The sequence below is a fragment of the Streptomyces sp. NPDC001904 genome (assembly GCF_040297005.1).
Lineage (GTDB): Bacteria > Actinomycetota > Actinomycetes > Streptomycetales > Streptomycetaceae > Streptomyces.
On the sequence record NZ_JBEOYI010000021.1, the window covers coordinates 83,290 to 105,061 of the forward strand.

At 71.1% G+C, this 21,772-nt stretch carries 18 protein-coding genes; 4 read left to right on the forward strand and 14 right to left on the reverse strand.

What is annotated here, in order from left to right:
• Window positions 1–39 precede the first annotated feature (39 nt).
• The 3 genes from ABT127_RS28515 to ABT127_RS28525 form a co-directional block, all read right to left on the reverse strand.
• Window positions 40–945: a GNAT family N-acetyltransferase gene (locus ABT127_RS28515; RefSeq protein WP_351455884.1), complete on the reverse strand. Its 906-nt coding sequence runs from the start codon at window positions 943–945 to the stop codon at window positions 40–42.
• Between the two features lie 54 nt (window positions 946–999).
• Complete coding sequence (locus tag ABT127_RS28520) at window positions 1,000–3,075, reverse strand: IucA/IucC family protein (protein WP_351455887.1); 2,076 nt, start codon at window positions 3,073–3,075, stop codon at window positions 1,000–1,002.
• 546 nt (window positions 3,076–3,621) lie between these two features.
• On the reverse strand, window positions 3,622–5,076 hold the full coding sequence (locus ABT127_RS28525; protein ID WP_502971800.1) for a diaminobutyrate--2-oxoglutarate transaminase family protein: 1,455 nt from the start codon (window positions 5,074–5,076) through the stop codon (window positions 3,622–3,624).
• A 421-nt stretch (window positions 5,077–5,497) separates the two neighbouring features.
• Here ABT127_RS28525 and ABT127_RS28530 point away from each other — a divergent pair, with 421 nt between their 5' ends.
• Window positions 5,498–6,721: a trypsin-like serine peptidase gene (locus tag ABT127_RS28530; RefSeq protein ID WP_351455890.1), complete on the forward strand. Its 1,224-nt coding sequence runs from the start codon at window positions 5,498–5,500 to the stop codon at window positions 6,719–6,721.
• 81 nt (window positions 6,722–6,802) lie between these two features.
• Here ABT127_RS28530 and hflX read toward each other — a convergent pair whose 3' ends face one another.
• The 5 genes from hflX to ABT127_RS28555 form a co-directional block, all read right to left on the reverse strand.
• Complete coding sequence (gene hflX / locus ABT127_RS28535) at window positions 6,803–8,299, reverse strand: GTPase HflX (protein ID WP_351455893.1); 1,497 nt, start codon at window positions 8,297–8,299, stop codon at window positions 6,803–6,805.
• A 237-nt stretch (window positions 8,300–8,536) separates the two neighbouring features.
• The gene (locus tag ABT127_RS28540; protein WP_351455896.1) at window positions 8,537–10,015 is read right to left on the reverse strand and encodes a M1 family metallopeptidase; all 1,479 of its coding nucleotides are present in this window, start codon (window positions 10,013–10,015) and stop codon (window positions 8,537–8,539) included.
• 77 nt (window positions 10,016–10,092) lie between these two features.
• Complete coding sequence (locus ABT127_RS28545; protein WP_351455899.1) at window positions 10,093–12,213, reverse strand: RelA/SpoT family protein; 2,121 nt, start codon at window positions 12,211–12,213, stop codon at window positions 10,093–10,095.
• Between the two features lie 139 nt (window positions 12,214–12,352).
• The gene (gene dapF, locus ABT127_RS28550; protein WP_351455902.1) at window positions 12,353–13,222 is read right to left on the reverse strand and encodes a diaminopimelate epimerase; all 870 of its coding nucleotides are present in this window, start codon (window positions 13,220–13,222) and stop codon (window positions 12,353–12,355) included.
• Window positions 13,223–13,283: 61 nt separating this feature from the next.
• The gene (locus ABT127_RS28555) at window positions 13,284–13,751 is read right to left on the reverse strand and encodes a hypothetical protein (RefSeq protein ID WP_351456027.1); all 468 of its coding nucleotides are present in this window, start codon (window positions 13,749–13,751) and stop codon (window positions 13,284–13,286) included.
• Window positions 13,752–14,001: 250 nt separating this feature from the next.
• Here ABT127_RS28555 and ABT127_RS28560 point away from each other — a divergent pair, with 250 nt between their 5' ends.
• Window positions 14,002–14,556, forward strand: coding sequence for a hypothetical protein (locus ABT127_RS28560; protein WP_351455905.1), 555 nt, complete (start codon window positions 14,002–14,004; stop codon window positions 14,554–14,556).
• The gene (locus tag ABT127_RS28565; RefSeq protein ID WP_351455908.1) at window positions 14,553–15,194 is read left to right on the forward strand and encodes a tyrosine-type recombinase/integrase; all 642 of its coding nucleotides are present in this window, start codon (window positions 14,553–14,555) and stop codon (window positions 15,192–15,194) included. The genes ABT127_RS28560 and ABT127_RS28565 overlap by 4 nt, the downstream gene beginning before the upstream one ends.
• 108 nt (window positions 15,195–15,302) lie before the next feature.
• Here the strand turns inward: ABT127_RS28565 and ABT127_RS28570 are convergent, their stop codons facing one another.
• From ABT127_RS28570 to miaA, 3 genes are all read right to left on the reverse strand, one after another.
• Window positions 15,303–15,905, reverse strand: a complete 603-nt coding sequence (locus ABT127_RS28570; RefSeq protein ID WP_351455911.1) for a hypothetical protein — start codon at window positions 15,903–15,905, stop codon at window positions 15,303–15,305.
• A 730-nt stretch (window positions 15,906–16,635) separates the two neighbouring features.
• Window positions 16,636–17,274 carry a hypothetical protein gene (locus ABT127_RS28575; RefSeq protein WP_351455914.1) on the reverse strand — a complete coding sequence of 213 codons (639 nt, stop codon included), beginning with the start codon at window positions 17,272–17,274 and terminating at the stop codon, window positions 16,636–16,638.
• Between the two features lie 334 nt (window positions 17,275–17,608).
• On the reverse strand, window positions 17,609–18,547 hold the full coding sequence (gene miaA, locus ABT127_RS28580) for a tRNA (adenosine(37)-N6)-dimethylallyltransferase MiaA (protein ID WP_351455916.1): 939 nt from the start codon (window positions 18,545–18,547) through the stop codon (window positions 17,609–17,611).
• 197 nt (window positions 18,548–18,744) lie between these two features.
• Between miaA and ABT127_RS28585 the strand changes: the two genes are divergently transcribed.
• On the forward strand, window positions 18,745–19,044 hold the full coding sequence (locus tag ABT127_RS28585; protein ID WP_351455919.1) for a hypothetical protein: 300 nt from the start codon (window positions 18,745–18,747) through the stop codon (window positions 19,042–19,044).
• Between the two features lie 80 nt (window positions 19,045–19,124).
• On the opposite strand, the gene ABT127_RS28590 is transcribed toward ABT127_RS28585, so the two are convergent.
• From ABT127_RS28590 to miaB, 3 genes are read right to left on the reverse strand one after another with little or no spacing between them, the layout of a single operon-like run.
• Window positions 19,125–19,829, reverse strand: a complete 705-nt coding sequence (locus ABT127_RS28590) for a class III extradiol dioxygenase subunit B-like domain-containing protein (protein ID WP_351455921.1) — start codon at window positions 19,827–19,829, stop codon at window positions 19,125–19,127.
• A gap of 10 nt (window positions 19,830–19,839) precedes the next feature.
• Window positions 19,840–20,187, reverse strand: a complete 348-nt coding sequence (locus ABT127_RS28595) for a hypothetical protein (protein WP_351455924.1) — start codon at window positions 20,185–20,187, stop codon at window positions 19,840–19,842.
• A gap of 40 nt (window positions 20,188–20,227) precedes the next feature.
• Window positions 20,228–21,754 (reverse strand): tRNA (N6-isopentenyl adenosine(37)-C2)-methylthiotransferase MiaB, encoded by a 1,527-nt coding sequence (gene miaB, locus ABT127_RS28600; RefSeq protein WP_351455927.1) that lies wholly within the window; start codon window positions 21,752–21,754, stop codon window positions 20,228–20,230.
• Between the last annotated feature and the right edge of the window lie 18 nt (window positions 21,755–21,772).

The following is a 21,772-nucleotide window of genomic DNA, read 5'->3' on the forward strand; positions in this document are numbered from 1 at the left end:
GGGACTCCTCGGGCGGGAACCGGATGAGGTCGAGCATCGTTACTGAGAGTGACTGGGCTGAAGCACGGCGCGCAAGGCCCGGTCGCGGACCATGAGCGCGGCCCGTTTGTCGGGGAGGTCCACCTCGGCGGAGAAGCGGAACCCGGCGCTCAAGAAGGCGGACACGGAGGGGGTGTTGCGAAGGTCTGGTTCTGCTACGACGCGTGCGCATTGCGGGCGATGGTCGAGCACGAGGTCGGACACGGCCGTGAGCAGCTTGGTGCCGAGTCCTCGGCCGCGATGGGCGACACCACCGATGAGGAGATGGACACCGGTGTCGTGCGGGCGGGCTGGGTAGTGGCGGGCCAGCGGGTCGAGGTCGGCCCGATAGATCTCCCAGTAGCTCATGGGCTTGCCGTCCAGGACGCCCAGGCAGGGCACGCTGCGTCCGTCGCCCTCGACCTGGGGTCGCAGATGGTGCTCGGTGACCTCGTCGGGGCCGGCCAGTTCCCAGAACGCGGCCACGGCCGGGTCGTTCATCCAGCGGCTGATGAGCACCAGGTCGCGGTCGATGCGGGCGGGGACGAGTTGGAAGACGCCCACGCCGGTGGTGACGGGGCCCCACTCCCCCACGTCGTCGAGGAGATCGTGCTCGGCATGGGCTGTCGTGACGGGGGTCTTGGCCAAGGACGCTCTGGCCACCGGGGCCGAAGCAGGGGCCTGAGCTTCGAGCCTGGTGTCCCCGGAGGCTTCGTGGTGGGCGCCGTCCGGGCTGGTACGGGCAGGGCGGGACGTGTCCTGCTCGGCGATGAGCGCGATCAGTTCGTCGGGCAGGCGCAGGTCAAGGGTGTCCTGGCAGTCGCTGCTCTCCGGGCGGTGTGCGGGTTCGGGTGAGTCCGCGGAGCTGCCGTCGGGGGCTGCGACAGGAGTGGTGCCGGCGTCGGTGCTCGCGTCGGTCGGGGGCACGGCGACGCTCCTCTCAGGATGTCGTGTCGGGCGTGGTCCTCAGGTACATGGGGCTCAGGAATGAAGGGGGTTGGCGATGGTGACGTAGACGGACTGGGTGTCGACCGGGCCGACGAGTTCGTCGAGGCCGTGCAGCCGGGTGAGCAGGTTGGCCTTGCAGCGCAGCGTCGGGGTGTCGAGGAGCCGGGCCGGCAGCGGGCTGCGCAGCCGGGTGGGGCCGGTGGCGGCCTCGGTCAGGAAGCGCCTGAACGCCGCGAGCAGCACCCGCTCGTCGGCCAGCTGTTGGGATCCGAAGGCGCCGATCAGGCCGAGGACGTTGTTGATGGCGAGGTAGTAGGCGAACCGCTCGTCGGTGACCTCGTCGGAGACGAAGGTGTCGCTCTGCGTGCCGATGCCGGGAAGCCGGCGGTCGAGTTCGGCGCGGTGGGACTCGCGGAAGTAGTAGCCCTGGTTGTCGCGGTAGCGGCCGCCGGTGGGCCAGCCGTCGGGGTCGAGCAGCAGCAGCGTGTTCTGCTGGTGGGCTTCGAGGGCGATGCCTGCCTCGCTGTCGAGCCAGAGCACGGGGCGCACGACGTGTTCGAGATAGCGCAGGAACCACTCGGCGGAGACGGCGCCGCAGGAGCGGCCGGTGCGGGCCGCGAGGCGGGTGATGACCGCTTCGAGCCGGGAGGCCACCGGTGTGCGGCCGAGCGGACCGGCGGCGTCGATGTCGACGGGCGGCCTGGGCGAGACGAACCCGGCGATGCAGGAGGCGTCGTCGGCCGGGCCGAAGGGGTTGTTGCGGATCATCACGTCGAGGCCGGGGGCCGCGCTGCCGTCCGGGAGGTCCACGGCGAGCCAGGCCGGGTCGCGGACGATGTCGAAGCCCGGGTGGGCGGCGCGCCATCGCTCGGCGATGCCGCTGCGCAGCAGGCGGTGGACCTCCACGCCGCGGTGGAGTTCCTTGCGGAGGTTCTCGCGGCGGGAGTTGGTGATGCGCAGGCCGAGCGACAGCTTCAGCATGGCGGGCACGCCGGACCGGTACAGGGTGCGGACGGAGGAGGTGGGGAACCAGGGGTCGCCGTGCGGGCCGAGATCGATCAGCAGACCGGCGTCGAGGAGTTCGGCGACGGGCGGGCGGTGCTTGAGCTCGCGGATCTGCCAGGGGTGCAGCGGCAGCGCGGTGTGTCCGGCGGGCACGGCGAGGCCCGGGCCGGCGAGCCGCGCGGTCAGGTCGGCGGCGGGGACAGTACGACCCCGTTCGGTCCAGGCGGAGTCGTGGGCGAGGACGTCGGGTGCGACAGCGAGCCAGTGCAGGGGGAAGGAGCCGCGCAACTCGGGTGAGTAGAGGCGCGCCTCGGCTTCGGAGAGGCCTTCGCGGCTCTTCGGTGTCGGGTGCAGCGGGTGGCCGAGGAGGAGGGACTGTTCCGCGGCGAGGAAGGTGTCGGGGGCGTCGGTCGGCCTGCGACGGCGGTCGGCGATGAACTCGGCGGTTCGGCGCACCGAATCGGCGACCCGGCCGACCAGGTCGCCACTGTCGCCGGACGGGCCCGGGTCGGAGTCGGAGGAGGTGGGGCCGGACTCCGGGGCCTGAGCCATGGTCGACGTCGAAGCCGACGTCGGGTCCACGTCCGAGGCCATGACCGGGTCGGCGGCCGGGACCGGGGCCGGGGGGTACCGACGGCTGCCGTGGGCGTCGGTCGGTGCCTCGTCCGCTCCGGTGCGTGCCGACTCCCGGCTGAGCAGGGCGGCCAGGGTCACGGCGTCCACGCACGGAGCGCCGCGGGGGCCGTTCTCGAAGCGGGGCAGGCCGAAGCGGTGCCATCCGGTGGGCGACCAGTAGTGGATGGGGACCACGAGCGCGGTGCCGCTGGCGGGAAGCGGGATCCGTAGGAGATCGAGGGAGGGAGGAGCCATGTCGTTCTCGCGCACCCAGCAGCGCAGGAGATTCTCGATGGCCGCCACCTGGGCGGCGATGTCGGCGTCCGGATGGTCCAGGAGGTCGACGGTGGACGCGCGACGCTCGGCCTCTTGGCCGCCGCCCTTCTGCCGGGGAACCGTTTCGCGTTCCTGCGCCTCCGGGGTCTGCGTGTCACAGCTTCCGCCGGCGGTGGGACGGGGACGGCCGTCGGATGCGGGAGTGGCGTTCAAGAGTGCTTCCTTGCTCGGTGTGGTGGGCTCCGTGCGGCGGTGGTCCGGCTCTGCTCCGGTGAGCCACCGCGTGCGCCGGTGGTGCCTGGGGTGGGGCGTGGTCTGGGGCGGGTTGCGGAGCGCGCCGGTGGCTCCGGTGCGGCTGTCGGCGCCGGGCTCACCTGGCGACGGCACCGGCCGGGACCGGGGTGCGGGGGCGCGGAAGGCCGGGCGTCGCCGGTCCCCCGGTCTGCGCTCCGTACGGGACGGGCGGCGTGGGCACCGGTTCGCTCGCAGGCACAGCTGTTGGTCCTCCCGCTGGGACGAAGGGTCGGCAGCACGCGCCGACTCACCTGTGGGCGGGACGAGCGGGCAGGCACAACCCCGAGAAACCGTCCGGGCGCGCACCAGGACAGGCCGAGCGCTGAGCGCCGACAGCAGATCCCCCGTAGGTACGCAACGATGCCGCGCCCCGAAGGACACGGGCACGCCGAGGACTCGCCGGACACAGGGCGGAACTCTTGTCGTCGCCCGGCCGGCGCCAGGGCCCCGCGAGGGCCCGCGGGTCTACGGACAGTGCGCCGCCCGGGACACGGCGGCGAGGGCGTCCGTGAGCCGGTCGACAACGGCCGCGGCCTGTTCGTCGGTGAGGGTGAGCGGCGGCAGGAGCCGTACGACGCTGGAGTGTCGGCCACCCAGTTCGACGATCAGCCCCCGGTCCAGACAGGCGTCGCGCACCGCGGCGGCGAGGGCGGGAGCCGCGGGCAGCGGCGACGTCGACGGGGCGCCGAGGAGGGCGTCGTCGGCCGGGTCCACCGCGGCGGCGGTCTGCCCGGACGCCTCCCCCTCCGGGTCGACGAGTTCGATGCCGATCATCAGGCCGCGTCCGCGGACGTCGCCGATGATGGCGAACTCCTTGGCGGCCTGTCCCAGTTGGCCGAGGATGCGGGCGCCGAGGTCGGCGGCGCGCTGGTCGAGCCGGTTCTCGCGGACGTGGGCGAGGGTGGCGGCGCCGGCCGCCATGGCGAGCTGGTTGCCGCGGAAGGTTCCGGCGTGGGCGCCGGGGCTCCAGACGTCGAGGTCCTCGTGGTAGACGATCACGGCCAGTGGCAGGCTGCCGCCGACCGCCTTGGACAGGACCATGACGTCCGGGACGATGCCGCTGTGGTCGACGGCCCAGAAGGCGCCGGTGCGGCCGACGCCGGTCTGCACCTCGTCGGCGATCAGCGGGATCGAGCGCTGCTCGGTGATGGTCCGCATGCGGCGCAGCCAGGTGTCCGGGGCGGGGTTCACGCCGCCCTCGCCCTGGACGGGTTCGAGGATCATGCCCGCGGGCTGCGGCACCCCGGATTTGGTGTCGTCGAGCAGCGACTCGGTCCAGCGGGCGGCGAGTTCGGCACCGCGCGCGCCGCCGATGCCGAAGGGGCAGCGGTAGTCCTGGGGGTAGGGCAGGCGCGTGACCCGGACGTCCTGCGCGCCGCCGGACGCCTCGAGGGCTCCCGCGGTCATGCCGTGATAGGCGCCGGTGAAGGCGAGGAGGCCGGATCGGCCGGTGGCGGTGCGGACCAGTTTGAGCGCGGCCTCCACGGCATCCGTCCCGGCGGGGCCGCAGAACTGGATGCGGGCCCGGTCGGCCAGCCCGGGCGGCAGGGTGCGGAACAACTCGGTGGTGAACGCGTCCTTGACCGGAGTCGCCAGGTCGAGGACGTGCAGCGGGGCGCCCGAGTCGAGGACCTTGCGGATCGCTTCGAGCACGACGGGATGGTTGTGGCCGAGCGCGAGGGTGCCCGCGCCGGAGAGGCAGTCCAGGTAGCGGCGGCCGTCGGCGCCCTCGATGGTGAGTCCGCGGGCCCGCACGGGGACGATCGGCAGCGAGCGCGCGTAGGTGCGGGCCGCCGACTCCCGCGCGGACTGGCGACGCAGGATCCCTTCGTGCGCGGCGCTGTCGCATGCGGAGGCCTCGCGGGCCGCCCCGTCGAGCGGGGTGGGCAGCGCCACGGGGGCAGGATCGGTCACGGCCACGGCTGTTGGTCCTCCCGCTGGGATGTACGGCCGGCAACGGCTGCCGACTCACCTCTGGGCGGGGCGATGCCACGCGGGCGCGACCGAGGCCCGCCGTGGCCGTGAGCCAGGACGGGTCGAGGACTGAACGCCTGATGCGGATCCCCCGTACGTACCAACGACGGCAGGAGCGGGGGGCAACGGTGGCGTGGATACTCGTGCGACACATGACGAGACCTTTGCCTGGAGGCGAGTACCAACGAACGGCGTCGCGTCCAAGATCCCGCCGTGACGGAACCGTTGCCCTTCCGTCGGTCGTCCCCGACGGCATCGGCATAGTGTGGGATGCCGTTCGGACGCGGAGGGGGCGAAGGATCACGCCGCTCGCCCGGCGACCCCGTTCGGCGGCACAACCACCGAGAAGCCCAGGGGGATTCACGACATGCGACCCATACGCCCGTTGTTCGCCGCTCGCCGCGCCCGGAGCACGCGCGGCAGGACGTCCCCGGTGGCGGCGGCGGTCGCACTCGGTGCGGCGCTCGTCCTGACCGCCACGGCCTGTGGGCCGAGCGACGACAACGCGGACGGGAAGCCGACGGCCTCCGCGACCGCGGGCGGGGACAAGATCCAGATCCCGGACGACATCAAGGAGCGGCTCAAGGAGCACGGGTTCGATCTGGACAAGTGGAAGGACGGCGAGTGGAAGAACTGGGACAGGGACAAGTGGCTGCGTGAGGCGCAGGACTTCGTCAACCCCATCATCGCGGGCCTGTGGGACACGGACCGGATGCGCGACGCCGACAAGAACCCGGGCGGTCGGGTCGACGCCGGTGATCTCTCCGGCGACCAGGGAGTGACCGACCCGGAGCCGCCGCCCGTGAGGGCGGCGGCCGTCCCTGCCACGTACCACCAGAACGTCCCGTATGCGGGCAAGTTGGTCTTCGACACCCCCGAGGGCCAGGCCCAGTGCTCGGCGACCGTGGTCACCGACCCCGCGCACCCCGGCAAGTCCGACATGGTCTGGACGGCCGGCCACTGTGTGCACGCGGGCAAGAACGGCGGCTGGTACCGCAACCTCGCGTTCGTCCCCTCGTACAACGACAGCGCCAGGTCCTCGGCCCAACTGGAGGGCGCCACGCGGGAGGAGATCGCTCCGTACGGCGTCTGGTGGGCCGACGCGGCGCAGACCTCCGAGCAGTGGATCGCGCAGGGCGGTCCGACCGGCGGCGCCGGAGCCTCGTACGACTTCGCGGTGCTGCACGTGAAGCCGGAGAGGGGCACCACCGACAAGTCCCTCGAGGAGACGGTCGGTTCGGCCCTGCCGGTGGACTTCAACGCGCCGGCCGTGCCGAAGATCTCCCGGCTGACGGCGAAGGGTTACCCGGCGGCGGCGCCGTTCGACGGGCAGAAGCTCTTCCAGTGCGCGGACAGGCCCGGGCGCCTCTCGCTGGCCGAGACCGACCCGACGATGTACCGCATCGGCTGCACCATGACCGGCGGTTCCTCGGGCGGCGGCTGGGTCGGGCAGGGTTCCGACGGCAAGCCGGTCCTGGTGTCCAACACCTCGATCGGCCCGGTGACGGCGGGGTGGCTCGCCGGTCCGCGGCTGGGCAAGGAGGCCAAGGCGGTCTACGCATCGGTGAGCGAGAAGTTCGCCGGGCAGTAGCGGCAGGACCGTCGTACGTGAGTGGGCCCGCCCCGGATGCCCGGGGCGGGCCCACTCACGTACTGCTCACCGCAGCCGGTGTCAGCCGGCGGCCGCCGTCGGAACGTACGGCGCGAGCTCCGCCGCCAGTTCCTCGTGCACGCGCGCCTTGAGCAGGGTGCCCTCCGGGGTGTGCTCCTCGGAGATCACCTCGCCGTCGCTGTGCGCCCGCGCGACCAGCTGGCCGTGCGTGTACGGCACGAGCGCCACGATCTCGACCTCGGGCCGCGGCAGTTCGGCGTCGATGAGCGCGAGCAGCTCGTCGATGCCGGCGCCGGTGCGGGCCGAGACGGCGATCGCATGCTTCTCGTTGCGCAGCAGCCGCTGGAGGACCAGGGGGTCCGCCGCGTCCGCCTTGTTGACCACCACGATCTCCGGTACGTCGGTGGCGCCGACGTCCCGGATCACCTCGCGCACGGCGGCGAGCTGCTCCTCCGGCACGGGATGCGAGCCGTCGACCACGTGCAGGATCAGGTCGGAGTCGCCGACCTCCTCCATGGTGGAGCGGAACGCCTCGACGAGGTGGTGCGGCAGGTGCCGGACGAATCCGACGGTGTCGGCCAGCGTGTACAGCCGGCCGCTCGGCGTCTCGGCCCGGCGCACGGTCGGGTCGAGGGTGGCGAACAGTGCGTTCTCCACCAGGACGCCCGCGCCCGTGAGGCGGTTGAGCAGCGAGGACTTGCCCGCGTTGGTGTATCCCGCGATGGCGACCGAGGGCACCTTGTTGCGCTTGCGCTCCTGGCGCTTGATGTCGCGGCCCGTCTTCATCTCCGCGATCTCACGGCGCATCTTCGCCATCTTCTCGCGGATCCGTCGCCGGTCCGTCTCGATCTTGGTCTCACCGGGACCACGGGTGGCCATGCCGCCACCGCCGCCGCCACCCATCTGCCGGGACAGCGACTGACCCCAGCCGCGCAGTCGCGGCAGCATGTACTGCATCTGCGCGAGAGCGACCTGCGCCTTGCCCTCTCGGGACTTGGCGTGCTGGGCGAAGATGTCGAGGATCAGGGCGGTCCGGTCGACCACCTTGACCTTGACGACGTCTTCGAGGTGGATGAGCTGGCCGGGGCTGAGCTCACCGTCACAGACGACGGTGTCGGCTCCGGTCTCGAGGACGATGTCGCGCAGCTCCAGCGCCTTGCCGGAACCGATGTACGTCGCCGCGTCGGGCTTGTCCCGGCGCTGAGTGACGCCGTCGAGGACCAGCGCGCCCGCCGTCTCGGCGAGGGCGGCCAGCTCCGCGAGGGAGTTGTCCGCGTCCTGCACCGTGCCGGACGTCCACACACCGACGAGGACCACGCGCTCCAGACGGAGCTGCCGGTACTCGACCTCGGTGACGTCCTCCAGCTCGGTGGACAGACCGGCGACACGGCGCAGCGCCGCACGCTCGGAACGGTCGTACTGATCACCGTCCCGGTCCGAGTCGATCTCGTGGCTCCAGGCGACGTCCTCTTCCATCAGGGCATCGGCCCGAAGACCTTCGGTGTGGTTCTGCGCGAAGCTCTGCGCGTCCTGGGAAGGGGAAGAAGAGGAGGTCATTGGATCCTTTACGTCGCTGGGATTCGAAAGCGGGTCCGGAGTGCTTCCGGGGGCGGCGGCACGTGACCTGGGTCTCGGCCGTCACTGCTGACAACGTTCGGAACTCCCCCGGGATTCCCGGGCGGGGTCCCGCGCCGTCGGCCTGAAGATGGTCGCACGGTACGGGCCGTCTCGTCACCCGGGTTATTTCCCGTGCCGCACGGGTCCAAGCCCGTACGGCCGGGCCGTTTCCCCGCGCTACCCGCGGGCCTTGCTCTTCTGCACCGGGGCGGACTTCCAGTCCGGGTGTCCGGGCATCGGCGGCGTCTTCTTCGCGTACAGCCACTGCTGGAAGAAGCCGCTCAGGTCGCGTCCCGCCACCTGGGAGGCGAGGGCGGTGAAGTCCGCGGTCGTGGCGGTGCCGTCACGGTGCGTGGCCACCCATCGCCGCTCGATGCGCTCGAACTTCCGTTCGCCGATCTCCTGACGCAGCGCGTACAGGACCAGCGCGCTGCCGTCGTAGACGACCGGACGGAAGATGCTGATCTTCTCGCCGTGCGTGGGGCCCTTGGGGGCGGCCGGCGCTCCGCCGGAGGCGCGCCAGCCGTCGGACTCGCGGTAGGCGTTGCGCATCCGGGTCTCCATGGGCCGGTCGGCCTTCTCCTGCGCGTACAGGGCCTCGTACCAGGTGGCGTGCCCCTCGTTGAGCCACAGGTCGGACCAGGTGCGGGGGCTGACGCTGTCGCCGAACCACTGGTGGGCCAGCTCGTGCACCATGACCGACTCGACGTACCAGGCGGGGTACTCGGTGCGTACGAAGAGGTCCCGTTCGAAGAGGGAGAGGGTCTGGGTCTCCAGTTCGAAGCCGGTACTGGCCTCGGCGATCAGCACCCCGTAGTTCTCGAAGGGGTAGCGGCCGATCTTGTTCTCCATCCAGGCGAGCTGTGCGGGCGTCTTGTCGACCCAGGGGCGCAGCGCCTTGACGTCCTTGGTCGGCACGACGTCGCGTACCGGGAGGCCGTGCGGGCCCTTCTGGTGCAGCACGGTGGAGCGTCCGATGGAGACCTGGGCCAGTTCGGTGGCCATGGGGTGGGCGGTGCGGTACGTCCAGTCCGTGGTGTCGCCGGCGCCGGGGGTGAGGGAGGTGGGCAGACCGTTGGCGACGGCCGTGTACTTCTGCGGCGTGTTCACGCGGAAGGTGAACATCGCCTTGTCGGACGGGTGGTCGTTGCAGGGGAACACGCGGTGCGCGGCGTCGGCCTGGTTCGCCATGGCGAGCCCGTCCTTGGTGCGGACCCAGCCCACTTCCTCCTTGCCGGGCCTGGGGTCACTGGTGTGCCGCACGGTGATGTGCATCCGCTGACCCTCCACGAGGGGCCGGGCGGGCGTGACGACGAGGTCCTCGCCGCCGGTGGCGAAGTCCGCCGGCGCGCCGTTGACCTCGACGGACCGCACGGTGCCGTGCGAGAAGTCGAGATTGACCCGGTCGAGCCGGGAGGTGGCGCGCGCGTCGATGCGGGTGACGGCGTCCAGCGGCTTGTCGTTGTCGCCCTTGTACGTGAACGAGATGTCGTACGCGCGGACGTCGTAGCCCGGGTTGCCGAGGGTCGGGAAGAGCCGGTCGCCGACGCCGAGCGGCGTGACGGGCCCGGGCGGCGCCGCCGCGGCGAGCAGCGCGACGGAGGCACCGGCGGCGAGCAGCGCGACGGTGCGGGGGGTTCGTGAGCTGAGCAGCATGAACTACGGCTATCAGCGCGGCCCCCGGTGGGTCCGGCGGCACGCGCCGCACCCACCCGAACGGGGTCTCCGAGGGTCTAGGGCGTGGCCGCCGCGTGCTGGGCGCGTCCCACGTCGTACACGCCCGGGACATTGCGCATGGCCCGCATCAGGCCCTGGAGGTGGGCGGAACCGGGAAGTTGGAGGGTGTAGGTGTGCCGGACCCGGCCCTGGACGGGGGGTTCGACGGTCGCCGAGACGATGGCGACGCCCTCGAGCGCTATGGCTTCGGTCAGGTCGGCGAGCAGGTGCGGGCGGCTGAAGGACTCGGCGATCAGGGTGACCCGGTACTCGGCGGCCTCGGCGTCGGCCCAGCGCACGCCGACCTCGGGACGTCCCGCGCCGGTCATGCGGGCCACCGCGAGGCACTCCACGCGGTGCACGGTGACGGCGCCGCCGCGGACGGCGAAGGCGGTCACCTTGTCGGGCGGTACGGGCGTACAACAGCCCGCGAGGCGGACGGTGGCACCCGGCTGGTCGACGACGGCGTTCGCCGCCGAGGGGCGCGCCGAGGGGCCGCTGTAGGGGGCGCGGGGCGCGGACTCCGGCGCGCTCGGCCCTTCCGGATGCGTGGCCAGCCAGCGGCGGATGGCGATGCGTGCGGCGGGCGTACGGGCGTGGTCGAGCCAGTCGCGGGACGGCTCGGAGGCGGCGGCGCCCTCCATGCGGTCCATGAGCGGCTGGACCGTGTCGCCGTCCTTGAGGACGGTGCTGAGCGTCGCCAGGCGGCCGTTGACCCGCGCGCCGATGACGGCGTGGGCGTCCTCGCCGTACTGCGCGTAGGCGGCGTCCACGCAACTGGCGCCCGCGGGCAGGCCGATGGTGCCGCCGTCGGGCCGGAAGACGGTGATCTCGCGGTCCTGGGCGAGGTCCTCGCGCAGGGCCGACCAGAAGGTGTCGGTGTCGGGCGCTGACTGCTGCCAGTCGAGGAGGCGGGAGAGCCAGCCCGGCCGGGTGGGGTCGGAGCGCTCGCCCTCGGTGTCCAGGTGTTCCTCGGCGGAGGGCGCGTACGGGTTGCCGAGCGCGACGACGCCCGCCTCCGCCACCTTGTGCATCTGGTGGGTGCGGATGAGCACTTCGGCGACCTCGCCGTCGCCCCGCGCCACCGCGGTGTGCAGGGACTGGTACAGGTTGAACTTCGGTACGGCGATGAAGTCCTTGAACTCCGAGACCACCGGCGTGAAGCAGGTGTGCAGCTCACCGAGGACGCCGTAGCAGTCGGCGTCCTCGGAGACGAGGACGAGCAGACGGCCGAAGTCGGCGCCGCGCAGCTCGCCGCGTTTGCGCAGCACCCGGTGGACGGACACGGCGTGCCGGGGCCGGATGAGGACCTCGGCGCTCAGCCCGGCCTCGCGCAGCACGCCGCGCACCTCGTCGGCGATCTCGGCCAGGGGGTTCTCGGCCCGGGCGGTGTCGGCGGCGATGAGGGTCTGCGTCCGCCCGTACTCCTCGGGGCGCAGGATGGCGAAGACGAGGTCTTCCAGCTCGGTCTTCAGGGCCTGCACGCCGAGGCGCTCGGCGAGCGGGATGAGGACGTCGCGGGTGACCTTGGCGATGCGCTCCTGTTTCTCCTGGCGCATGACGCCGAGGGTCCGCATGTTGTGCAGGCGGTCGGCGAGCTTGATCGACATGACGCGGACGTCGTTGCCGGTCGCGACCAGCATCTTGCGGAAGGTCTCGGGCTCGGCGGCGGCGCCGTAGTCGACCTTCTCCAGCTTGGTCACGCCGTCGACCAGATAGGCGACCTCGGTGCCGAACTCGGTGCGCACCTGGTCGAGCGTGACCTCCGTGTCCTCGACGGTGTCGTGGAGCAGGGAGGCGGTCAGCGTCGTGGTCTCCGCGCCCAGCTCGGCCAGGATCAGCGTCACGGCGAGGGGGTGGGTGATGTACGGCTCGCCGCTCTTGCGCATCTGGCCGCGGTGCGAGGACTCGGCCAGTACGTAGGCACGGCGAAGCGGCTCCAGATCGGCGTCCGCGAAGTGGGCCCGGTGCGCCTCGGCCACATGGCCGATCGCGTCCGGCAGCCGGTCCCGGCCGGCCGGTCCGAGCAACGCGGCGCGGCCCAGACGCCGCAGGTCGATCCGGGGACGGCCACGCCTTCGCTGGGCTCCGGGCGTGATCGGCCCCGGGGTCGCGGGGTTGGTCGCCTCCGCACTCATGAGCACCTCCGGCTGCGTCGACCGGTGGCGGGCTGGCGGGGGCACCCGTCCGGACCGGTGCTTGATGCTACCGAGCCCATCACGTGGCGCAGTCCAGCTCTCGCCCAGCGTGAAACGGATCACCCATTCGAGCGACGGTTCACGGGTTTACGGTTTCGATTGCAGCGAACCAGTCCGTGTCGATCTCGCCCTGGGCGACGATCACGGCCGGTCCGGTCATCTCGATCTCGCCGTCGGGCCGCTCGGTGATGGTGAGCCGGCCGCCGGGCAGATCGATCTCGTACGTCACCGGGGTTCCGGTGACGGTGGGGTCGGCGCCGTCGCGGCGGGCCGCGGCGACGGCCACCGCGCAGGCGCCGGTGCCGCAGGAGCGGGTCTCGCCGGAGCCGCGCTCGTGCACGCGCATGGCGACGTGCCGCGGGCCGCGGTCGACGACGAATTCCACGTTCACCCCCTGCGGATAGGCCTCCGCCGGGGCGAACGGCGGCGGGTCGAGCAGGCGGCCCGCGTGCGCGAGGTCGGCCACGAAGGCGACGGCGTGCGGGTTGCCCATGTTCACGTTCCGGGCGGGCCACGAGCGGCCGTCGACCGTGACGGTGACCTCGCCCTCGGGCAGCACGGCCCGGCCCATACCGACCGTGACCAGGCCTTCCTTGTCGATGTGGACCTTCTTGACGCCGCCGCGGGTGGCGACGGCGAGATCGCCCTCGCCGACGTGTCCGGCGTACTGGAGGTACCGGGCGAAGACCCGGACGCCATTGCCGCACATCTCGGCGACCGACCCGTCACCGTTGCGATAGTCCATGAACCACTCGGCCTCGTCGGCCAGGTGCTTCGCCTCGGGGTGGGCGGCGGAGCGCACGACGTGGAGGACACCGTCGCCGCCGAGACCGGCGCGACGGTCGCAGAGCGCGGCCACGGCCGCCGGGGGCAGCTCGATCGCGTTCTCCGGGTCCGGGATGATCACGAAGTCGTTCTCGGTCCCGTGGCCCTTGAGGAAGGTCGTCATTCGTCGATCGTACGAGATCGGTCCGGCACCCCGGGAAGCGGTGCGGCGGGCAGCGGTGCGCTCAGCGCAGCCGGGCCACGCGCCAGACGGCGAGGACGGTCACGGCGGCGACCACGACCACGTACGCGCCCACGACCCGCCAGTCGGGGCGGCGGCCCGAGCCGCGCGGCGGGAAGCCGGGCAGCGCGTAGCCCACCCGGCGGGCGGCCATCAGGCCCCAGCCGGCCGCGCAGGAGCTGATCAGGAGCCCCAGCATGGCCACGACCGCGCCGCCGTCGCCGAACTCGAAGAACAACGGGAAGGCGAACATCAGGGAGCCGAGGGTGGCGAGCATCACGATGGGGGCGAGCTGCCAGATCCGGAGCCTGCGCTGCGGGCGCAGCTCGACCTCGACCTCCGCCGCTTCGTCCTGCGCGGCGATCTCGTCGGCCGTGGGGCCGTCGGCGATCACGCCGTCGGGGGTCGTCTCAGGCCCGTCGGAGCTGAGCTGCTCCCCGCCTGGTGCGGTGTCACGAGGGCCGGCCTCCATCGCCACGCGCCCTCCCACTCCGGACTGTCTCGGTCGATCGAGGTCGATGATGGCACGGCCGCGGGGGCCGGGATGACCGCCCGGGCGTCCCGATGCCATCACGTGATCAGGCTGTTATGGCCCCGCTTGAGGGTTCCTGCAGGTCAGGTGACTGCTACTGGTCGGCGGGTCAGCGAAAGGTCAGCAATAACCCCAGGTCAGCGCCCGATTACAGGTGCGGACCCCGCCCGAAGAGGGGACCGAAACAATCGTGCCGAACAAGCTTGCGCGTGGCATGGGCAGCTTCTTCAAGTCCTGCGCGTGCCGCCGCCCTTCCGGCTGCCCGCATCTCTACACCATCCGCTTCCGCAACTCCCGAGGCAGGCAGGCCGAGGAGTCCGGCTACGCCGACCAGGACGCGGCCATCGAACGTCTGATCGCGCTCTACGCAGCCCGCAAAACCACGCCACGGAGCGTCGCCGAACAACAGGAGACTCTCGGTGAGATGACCTTCGAGGAGTACGCGAAGGCATGGTTCGCCCGTAAGCGCGGCCTCACCGGCAGCACGAAGGCCACGACCGAGTCCCGGATGCGCACCCACGCCTATCCCGAGATCGGCTCGCGGAAGATGCACACCTTCGACAGCTTCGCCGTGGAACGCTTCATCACCGCCATGGAACGCAGCAACGTCGGCGCCGCGACCCAGGCGCAAGTCTTCCTGCGCGTGAAGGGCATCCTCAGGGACGCACACCGACGCGGAATAACCCCCCCCCGGACCCCCTGCTCGATGTCAGCCCGCCGGAATACCGCCCGGGCCCGACCGTGATCCCTACCAAGGAACAGGTCGGCCTGCTGCGCGTCGCCCGCGACGACGATGCCTTCCGCCTCATCGTCGACCTCATGGCCGGCATGGGCCTACGCAACGGCGAAGCCCTCGCCGTCAACGTGAACAACATGGTCGTCAAAGACGTCTACCGGGTGCACCAGCAGGTCCACGACCGGACCGTCACCCTGGAAACCCTCAAGCACAGGAAAACCGGCGAGTTCCGCGAAGTACCCCTGCCCGCCTTCGTCCGCGAAAGCATCGAGCACTACGCCGCCACCCACAAAACCTTCCAAGGCGGCCACCTCCTCAAAACCATGCGCCCCCACACCGGAAACGCCTTCCTCTCCCCCACCACCCTCCGAAAATGGTGGACCAACCTCCAACAGCAGAAGCCCGAACACATCCCCCAGGGGATGACCATGTACAGCTTCCGCTACTACTTCGCCTCCAACGCCCTCGGACAAGGCATCCCCATCACCGACGTCGCAGACTGGATGGGACACTCCGACATCAACATCACCTTCCGCACCTACCGCCACCTCCTCCCCGGATCCGTCTCCAAAGCCGCCACACTCCTCAACCACGGCCTCAACTTCAACACCCCCACCGCAGAAGAGCCCGAGACCGCCCCAGCCTGAAGCATCGACCGATTCGACACCCGCCCACCGCCCGTCGCCAAGAGAACCACTCCGGGGCGCCACGCCTCAAAAGGCGACGGGTCTGTCGGTCTCGTAGCTGAGTCACACTCAAGGAGCATGGGGCAGCCGGTCGACCTGAGCACGCAACAGTGAGTTCAGTGAGTTGCGGACATCCCGTACGGACTTCGCTTGATCGTCGACAGACTCTCCGTACGCGATCACCACCACGGAGCCGGACCGAACGACACCAACCACAACGTCCTGGGCGCGACGGTGCACTTCGTCCGCCGCGCTCCTGATGCGATACGCCACAGCCTCCTCGCCCAGCCGCTTCGGCGCAGCATCCAGCGAGACCTTGTTGCTGCGCCCGGCCATGTCTTTATAGTCGGAGCATTCGGCGACGTCAGACCGGAACTTACTCAGGGTCGCCCGTGCGTCGGTGTAGGTGTGGGCCTGTACCAGAAGTCGCAATAGCCCAATTCTCGACGTCGCCGGCATGCGTAGGTCGACGCCCGCGGATGTCAACTGGGACGCGGCCCTCGGCTCTGTCCTGCCCGCGAGTACGCCACCAACGGATCCGCAGGCCCCTTTACCCACTGCCATCGCGCCCTCAGGGAGCTCACGCGGTCCCGTGACGTTGAAGCGCTTGGAATCGCCGTCACCGAGCGCGACCTTTTCTAGCTCAGCCTGGGAGAGTTGCTTGCGGGTCACCCCTCCCGGTGGCCCGGATGCCTTCGCTCCTTGCCCGCAGCCCGCCGCGAGCGCGCACACGACAATCGCGATCGCCACCACCGGGACGCGTCTGACACCAGCACCACGCTTCAAGTTTCCCACCCCTGTCTCCCACGCCCCTGCGCAGGCGGACAAGTAAGATAACCCGGCCTTCCCCGTAGAGGCTGGCCCTCCCCCGGAGGCGCCCTGCCGCTCCCGTCGCGGCAAGAGACGGCAAGCCGTCGGGGAAAGCCGTGCGGCCGGCTCCGCCGCCTATGACGGTGGGCTCCGCCGCATCCCGCCGCCCCACCCCCGACGCCCTCCTCGACAGCTACCAGACGGAGCGCCGTGCCGCGAGCTTTTGCGTAGGCGGGCGGCCTGGCTATCGGTCTTCTCCGGGATCGTGTGCCGGATTCCGCATCGCCTCAGGTATGCGCGGATGGGGCCGTTGCCGTAGGCCTTGTCGGCGGTGAGGCTGTCAACGGCGACGGGTCGGGGCCGAACGACACGACGACCCGGACCTGGTGTACGGGAGGAAGTCGCCTCGGCGCCGGGCAGCTGCGGACTCGGTTCGGACTCTGAGGTTTACCCGCGGCGGGGCCAACGACCAGCCTCGGGCCCCGACCAGCGCAAGTAATGGACAACGCACGGCCTCAGGCAGTCTTTCGCCCGGGGCTGTGCTGCGGTCGGTTCCGCAGGAAGAAGCCACCGTTCATGCGCCGGGGTCGCCTCACCCGTATTCCGAGACATACTCGGCGAATGCCTGGTCGTCATAGTCCACAGGCAGCAGCTCGGACTGGAACAGGTCACTGTCCGGGTCGAGCGCTTCGGAGTGCGCCATCAGCTGGACCAGGAACGTCTGGGCGGCTTTCAGGGCCTGCGGGTCGTCGAGCCACATACCGAATTCCAGGCTGCTCCTGGAACGATGGGTGGCGTTCGCGCTGCCCACCCACAGCCGCTCCGGACGGAAACCGACGACATCGGCGACGTCGCCCAGGGCGTCCTCGTCGTGCCACCACATCTCGCCGAGTAACATGATCTTTGTGTGAAGGAAGGGCACCATGTCGCCCTTTGGCTGACGGCGGAACCCGATGGTCCGCAGCGGTGGGATCACCAGGTTAGGCATCGACGAGCCTGGTCCCACCACCCTGGCGCGGTTGTTCTCCCGCCAGTCCAGGCCGGTCAACTCGGCGAAAGCACTGGCCAGCATTCCGTTGTCGCCGTCGGCAAGCGGCTTGATCTTGCCGAGCTTCTCAAGGTCGCGCTTGCTGCGCCCCTGCTTGGAGACGACCACACAGGTGTGAGAGAAGCGCGCGAGGCAGGCAGCCAGTTTCGGGTCGTCGAGCCAGAGGAACCCACCCAGCGCCACTGACCCCATGCTCCGGAACCCTGGCGTGCGCCGCGTCTCCTCTAGGAAGCCCTCCATCCATCCACCAGCCCCTGCAGCACGTTCCTGCCGAAGTAGCCGTGGTGTCCGTCTTTCAGGACGAACTCCTGATCGAACGCCACGGGAAACTCCGGTCCGGCTTCCTTCATTGCTCTCCCCCCTAAGCGGTCCGGGTACTCAACCACGGCGCGTGCCAGCGGGTCGGTCCATCCACCCCTGCAGCACCTTGACCATGACATCCACCCCCTAGCCACCCCTGCCCTTGGATCAGCCTTCCGGCAGCCACGTGCGCGACTCCCCCGCTCCTGACATGCGATCAGGCTGTAACCGGTCGTTCGACCAACGCCATTGCGCGAGCCGGGAGTTCCGTGCGATCGGCCACGGCCCCACTGAGCCAATGCACACGCGGGTCACGGCGGAACCACGAGTCCTGGCGGCGCGCGAAGCGCTTGGTGGCGCGGACGGTCTCGGTGCGCGCCTCTTCCTCGGTGCACTCTCCGGCCAGCGCGGCGAGGACCTGCTGGTATCCGAGAGCGCGGGACGCGGTGCGGCCCTCACGCAGCCCCTGGGACTCCAGCGCACGCACCTCGTCGACGAGACCGGCGTCCCACATGCGGTCCACGCGCGTGGTGATGCGTTCGTCGAGTTCGGGCCGCTCGACGTCGACCCCGATCTGGACGGTGTCGTAGACGGAGTCGTGTCCCGGCAGGTTGGCGGTGAACGGCTTTCCGGTGATCTCGATGACTTCGAGGGCGCGCACGATGCGCCGGCCGTTGCTCGGCAGGATCGCGGTGGCGGCCTCCGGGTCGGCGGCGGCGAGGCGGGCGTGCAGGGTGCCGGAGCCGTGTTCCGCCAGCTCGGCCTCCAGGCGGGCGCGGACGTCGGGGTCGGTGCCGGGGAACTCCATCTTGTCGACGGCGCCACGGACGTAGAGCCCCGAGCCGCCGACGAGGACCGGCCAGCGGCCCTCGGCGAGGAGACGGTCGATCTCGGCGCGGGCGAGCCTCTGGTACTCGGCGACGCTCGCCGCCTCCGTCACGTCCCAGATGTCGAGGAGGTGGTGCGGGACTCCGGCGCGCTCCTCGGGCGTCAGCTTGGCGGTGCCGATGTCCATCCCTCGGTACAACTGCATGGAATCGGCGTTGACGACCTCGCCGCCGAGTTCTCTGGCCAGGAAGACGCCGAGATCCGACTTTCCCGCCGCGGTGGGACCGACGACGGCGATGACCCGCGGGGCGGGAGCTGCGCTACTCACCGCCCCAGTCTCGCAAACCGGGGCGCCACTTCTCGAACGAGCTACGTGACGGGGCAGGAGCGGGGTCGTTGCCTGTTGCGAGGTTCCAGCCGCCGGTCGTGCGAACCGGTGACCCGGGCGACGCAATGGGACGCACCGGGCAGGGCGGGATTTCGCCCGCACGAGTACCACATGGAGTTGTAATGGGCGTTTTTGCCATGTTTCGCCGTAAGGCCAAGGACACCGAGGCGACGTCGACCGCCGAGGGCGGAGCTGCCACTCTGACGGCCGAGCCCGAGGCGGAGGGCATCTCGGACGCCGCCCCGGCCTCCGAGGCCGCTGAGGCCGCCTCGGACGCCACGGAGGAGCCGCAGAGCGCGGAGGCCGGGGCCGCCGACGCGGAAGAGCACGCCGGGGCCGGGGAGACCACCGAGGCGGCGGCCGCCGTGGAGATCCCGAAGCAGCAGTCGGCGGAGCAGGCGGCCGACAACGAGGCCGGCGAGGCCGCCCGCAAGTAGTCCGGTCACACCTGGCGGACGGCCGTGAAGCCCTCGGGTTTCGCGGCCGTCGCCGTGTGCGGGCCGGTGCGGGGCCGCCGCTACGTCCAGGAGGCGACGAAGTAGCCGACTCCGTAGGGGGCGTCCTCGTAGAGCAGCTCGCCGGTGCCATGGTCGTCGCCCCAGGCGGCCGAGAGGATCTGCCAGGGGTCGCGGCCGGAGATCTTCAGCTCGCGGGACAGGCCGGCGTCGAGCCGCGCGAGCGAGCCGTCGCTGTCGCGGTCGCGCAGGGCGGCGGCGATCAGCGCGTCCACGCCCTCGGCGCGCTCGTCCAGATAGCCGGGGGCCTTGACCGTGCGGCAGGCCGTGCCGTCGCCCATGACGAGCAGGCCCACCCGGTCGGCGAGGGCCGCGAGGTTCACCCCGTCCTCGCCGTTGACCGGCCAGGACCGGCCGCCCTCCACCTCGTAGCCGCGTACGGGGCCGTTCCAGCCCGCGCGCGTGAGCAGCCACGCGCCGACCGCGAGGGACGGCGGCAGCGTGGCCTCCGGAGCGCCGGAGGGCGTACCGAGGACCACGTCGGCGTTGACGCCGAAAGGCCGGAAGGAGCCACGGGCTCCGGCCTCGTGGAAGGTGGTGCGCGCGCCCGTGCCGACGACCACGATCAGCTCCGGGGCGGCGGCGACGACCCTGGCCAGCGCCTCGTCGCAGGCCGCACGCGCGGCGTCCAGCTCCGGGGCCGCGCCCGCGGCGACCTCGGGCACGAGCAGCGGCGGGCAGGGGCAGACGGCTGCGGCGACAAGCATGATCGTCAGCCTACTGCGCGGGCGGGCGCCAGGGATCGCCCGGGACGGCGTCCCTCGGTTCCTCCGGCCGGGGGTCGGGCAGCAGCGCCTTGTCGGTGCTCCAGACCAGCTCGGCGAGGCGGTACCGCAGGTGGTGGCCGGACAGGGCGCCCCGGATCTGCACGTAGTAGGCGTGGTCGTCCTGCCGGAACACATGACGGGTGCGCTGGCGCAGCCCGTCGCGGTGCTTGTGCTCGCACGCGTACGTGTACAGGCGGCGCCGGGCCTCCTCGCGGCTCGCCGTGAACCGCGTGAGCGCCTCGAGACGGTGCCCTTCCCCCTCCCCGTACTCGAGAGTGATCACCCAGTGCGTCGTCATGCCCTCGTCCCCCGTCCGCCGGCTCTCCGTCTTGGGTGCCTCAGTCGACCGCGCAGCCGCCGGTGACCACCGGCAGCGGCTCGGGGACGCCCACCTTGGGCAGGCCCAGCAGGACGCCCTGCTGCGTGTCCCGGGTCTCCTTGGTGCGCTTCTCCCAGGCGTCGCCCGCGCGCGTGGGTCGCACGTTCAGCACCGCACCCTCGGCGAGGAGGTGGTGCGGGGCGGCGTAGGTGATCTCGACCGTGACCACGTCGCCGGGGCGGACCTCCTGGTCGGGCTTGGTGAAGTGGACCAGGCGGTTGTCGGGGGCGCGGCCGGAGAGGCGGTGCGTGGCGCCGTCCTTGCGGCCCTCGCCCTCGGCGACCATCAGGTCCAGGGTGCGGCCGACCTGCTTCTTGTTCTCCTCCCAGGAGATCTCCTCCTGGAGGGCGACCAGACGCTCGTAGCGGGCCTGCACGACCTCCTTGGGGACCTGGTTCTCCATGGTCGCGGCCGGGGTCCCGGGGCGCTTGGAGTACTGGAAGGTGAAGGCGGCGGAGAAGCGGGCCTCGCGCACGGCGTGCATCGTCTGCTCGAAGTCCTCCTCGGTCTCGCCGGGGAAGCCCACGATGATGTCGGTGGTGATCGCGGCGTCCGGGATGGCCGCGCGGACCTTCTCGATGATGCCCAGGTAGCGCTCCTGGCGGTACGAGCGGCGCATCGCCTTCAGGACGGTGTCCGAACCGGACTGCATCGGCATGTGGAGCTGGGGCATCACGTTCGGCGTCTCGGCCATGGCGGCGATCACGTCGTCGGTGAAGTCGCGCGGATGCGGGGAGGTGAAGCGGACCCGCTCCAGGCCCTCGATCTCGCCGCAGGCGCGCAGCAGCTTGCTGAAGGCCTCGCGGTCGCCGATGTCGCTCCCGTACGCGTTGACGTTCTGGCCGAGCAGGGTGATCTCGGAGACGCCCTCGCCGACCAGGGCCTCGATCTCGGCGAGGATGTCGCCGGTCCTGCGGTCCTTCTCCTTGCCGCGCAGCGCGGGGACGATGCAGAAGGTGCAGGTGTTGTTGCAGCCGACCGAGATGGAGACCCAGGCCGCGTAGGCGCTCTCACGCCGTGTGGGCAGCGTGGAGGGGAATGCCTCCAGGGACTCGGCGATCTCGACCTGCGCCTCCTCCTGGACGCGGGCGCGCTCCAGGAGGACGGGCAGCTTGCCGATGTTGTGCGTGCCGAAGACGACGTCCACCCAGGGCGCCTTCTTCACGATGGTGTCGCGGTCCTTCTGGGCGAGGCAGCCGCCCACGGCGATCTGCATGCCGGGGCGCGAGGTCTTGCGCGGAGCGAGCCGGCCGAGGTTGCCGTAGAGCTTGTTGTCCGCGTTCTCCCGCACCGCGCACGTGTTGAAGACCACGACGTCGGCGTCGCCGTCGGAGCCCTCGGGGGCGCGGACGTATCCGGCGTTTTCCAGGAGGCCGGACAGGCGCTCGGAGTCGTGGACGTTCATCTGGCACCCGTAGGTGAACACTTCGTACGTCTTGGGGTCCGCTACGTCCACTGCCTGGCTCCGGTCGCTGCTGCTGGTCATGCACACAAGGGTAGGCCG

Excerpts from the sequence above, each read along its gene's own strand:
- ABT127_RS28530 (WP_351455890.1), top strand. The coding sequence starts at position 5,498 with ATGCGACCCATACGCCCGTTGTTCGCCGCTCGCCGCGCCCGGAGCACG.
- hflX (WP_351455893.1), bottom strand. The coding sequence starts at position 8,299 with ATGACCTCCTCTTCTTCCCCTTCCCAGGACGCGCAGAGCTTCGCGCAG.
- ABT127_RS28540 (WP_351455896.1), bottom strand. The coding sequence starts at position 10,015 with ATGCTGCTCAGCTCACGAACCCCCCGCACCGTCGCGCTGCTCGCCGCC.
- ABT127_RS28545 (WP_351455899.1), bottom strand. The coding sequence starts at position 12,213 with ATGAGTGCGGAGGCGACCAACCCCGCGACCCCGGGGCCGATCACGCCC.
- dapF (WP_351455902.1), bottom strand. The coding sequence starts at position 13,222 with ATGACGACCTTCCTCAAGGGCCACGGGACCGAGAACGACTTCGTGATC.
- ABT127_RS28555 (WP_351456027.1), bottom strand. The coding sequence starts at position 13,751 with ATGGAGGCCGGCCCTCGTGACACCGCACCAGGCGGGGAGCAGCTCAGC.
- ABT127_RS28585 (WP_351455919.1), top strand. The coding sequence starts at position 18,745 with ATGTTTCGCCGTAAGGCCAAGGACACCGAGGCGACGTCGACCGCCGAG.
- ABT127_RS28590 (WP_351455921.1), bottom strand. The coding sequence starts at position 19,829 with ATGCTTGTCGCCGCAGCCGTCTGCCCCTGCCCGCCGCTGCTCGTGCCC.
- ABT127_RS28595 (WP_351455924.1), bottom strand. The coding sequence starts at position 20,187 with ATGACGACGCACTGGGTGATCACTCTCGAGTACGGGGAGGGGGAAGGG.
- miaB (WP_351455927.1), bottom strand. The coding sequence starts at position 21,754 with ATGACCAGCAGCAGCGACCGGAGCCAGGCAGTGGACGTAGCGGACCCC.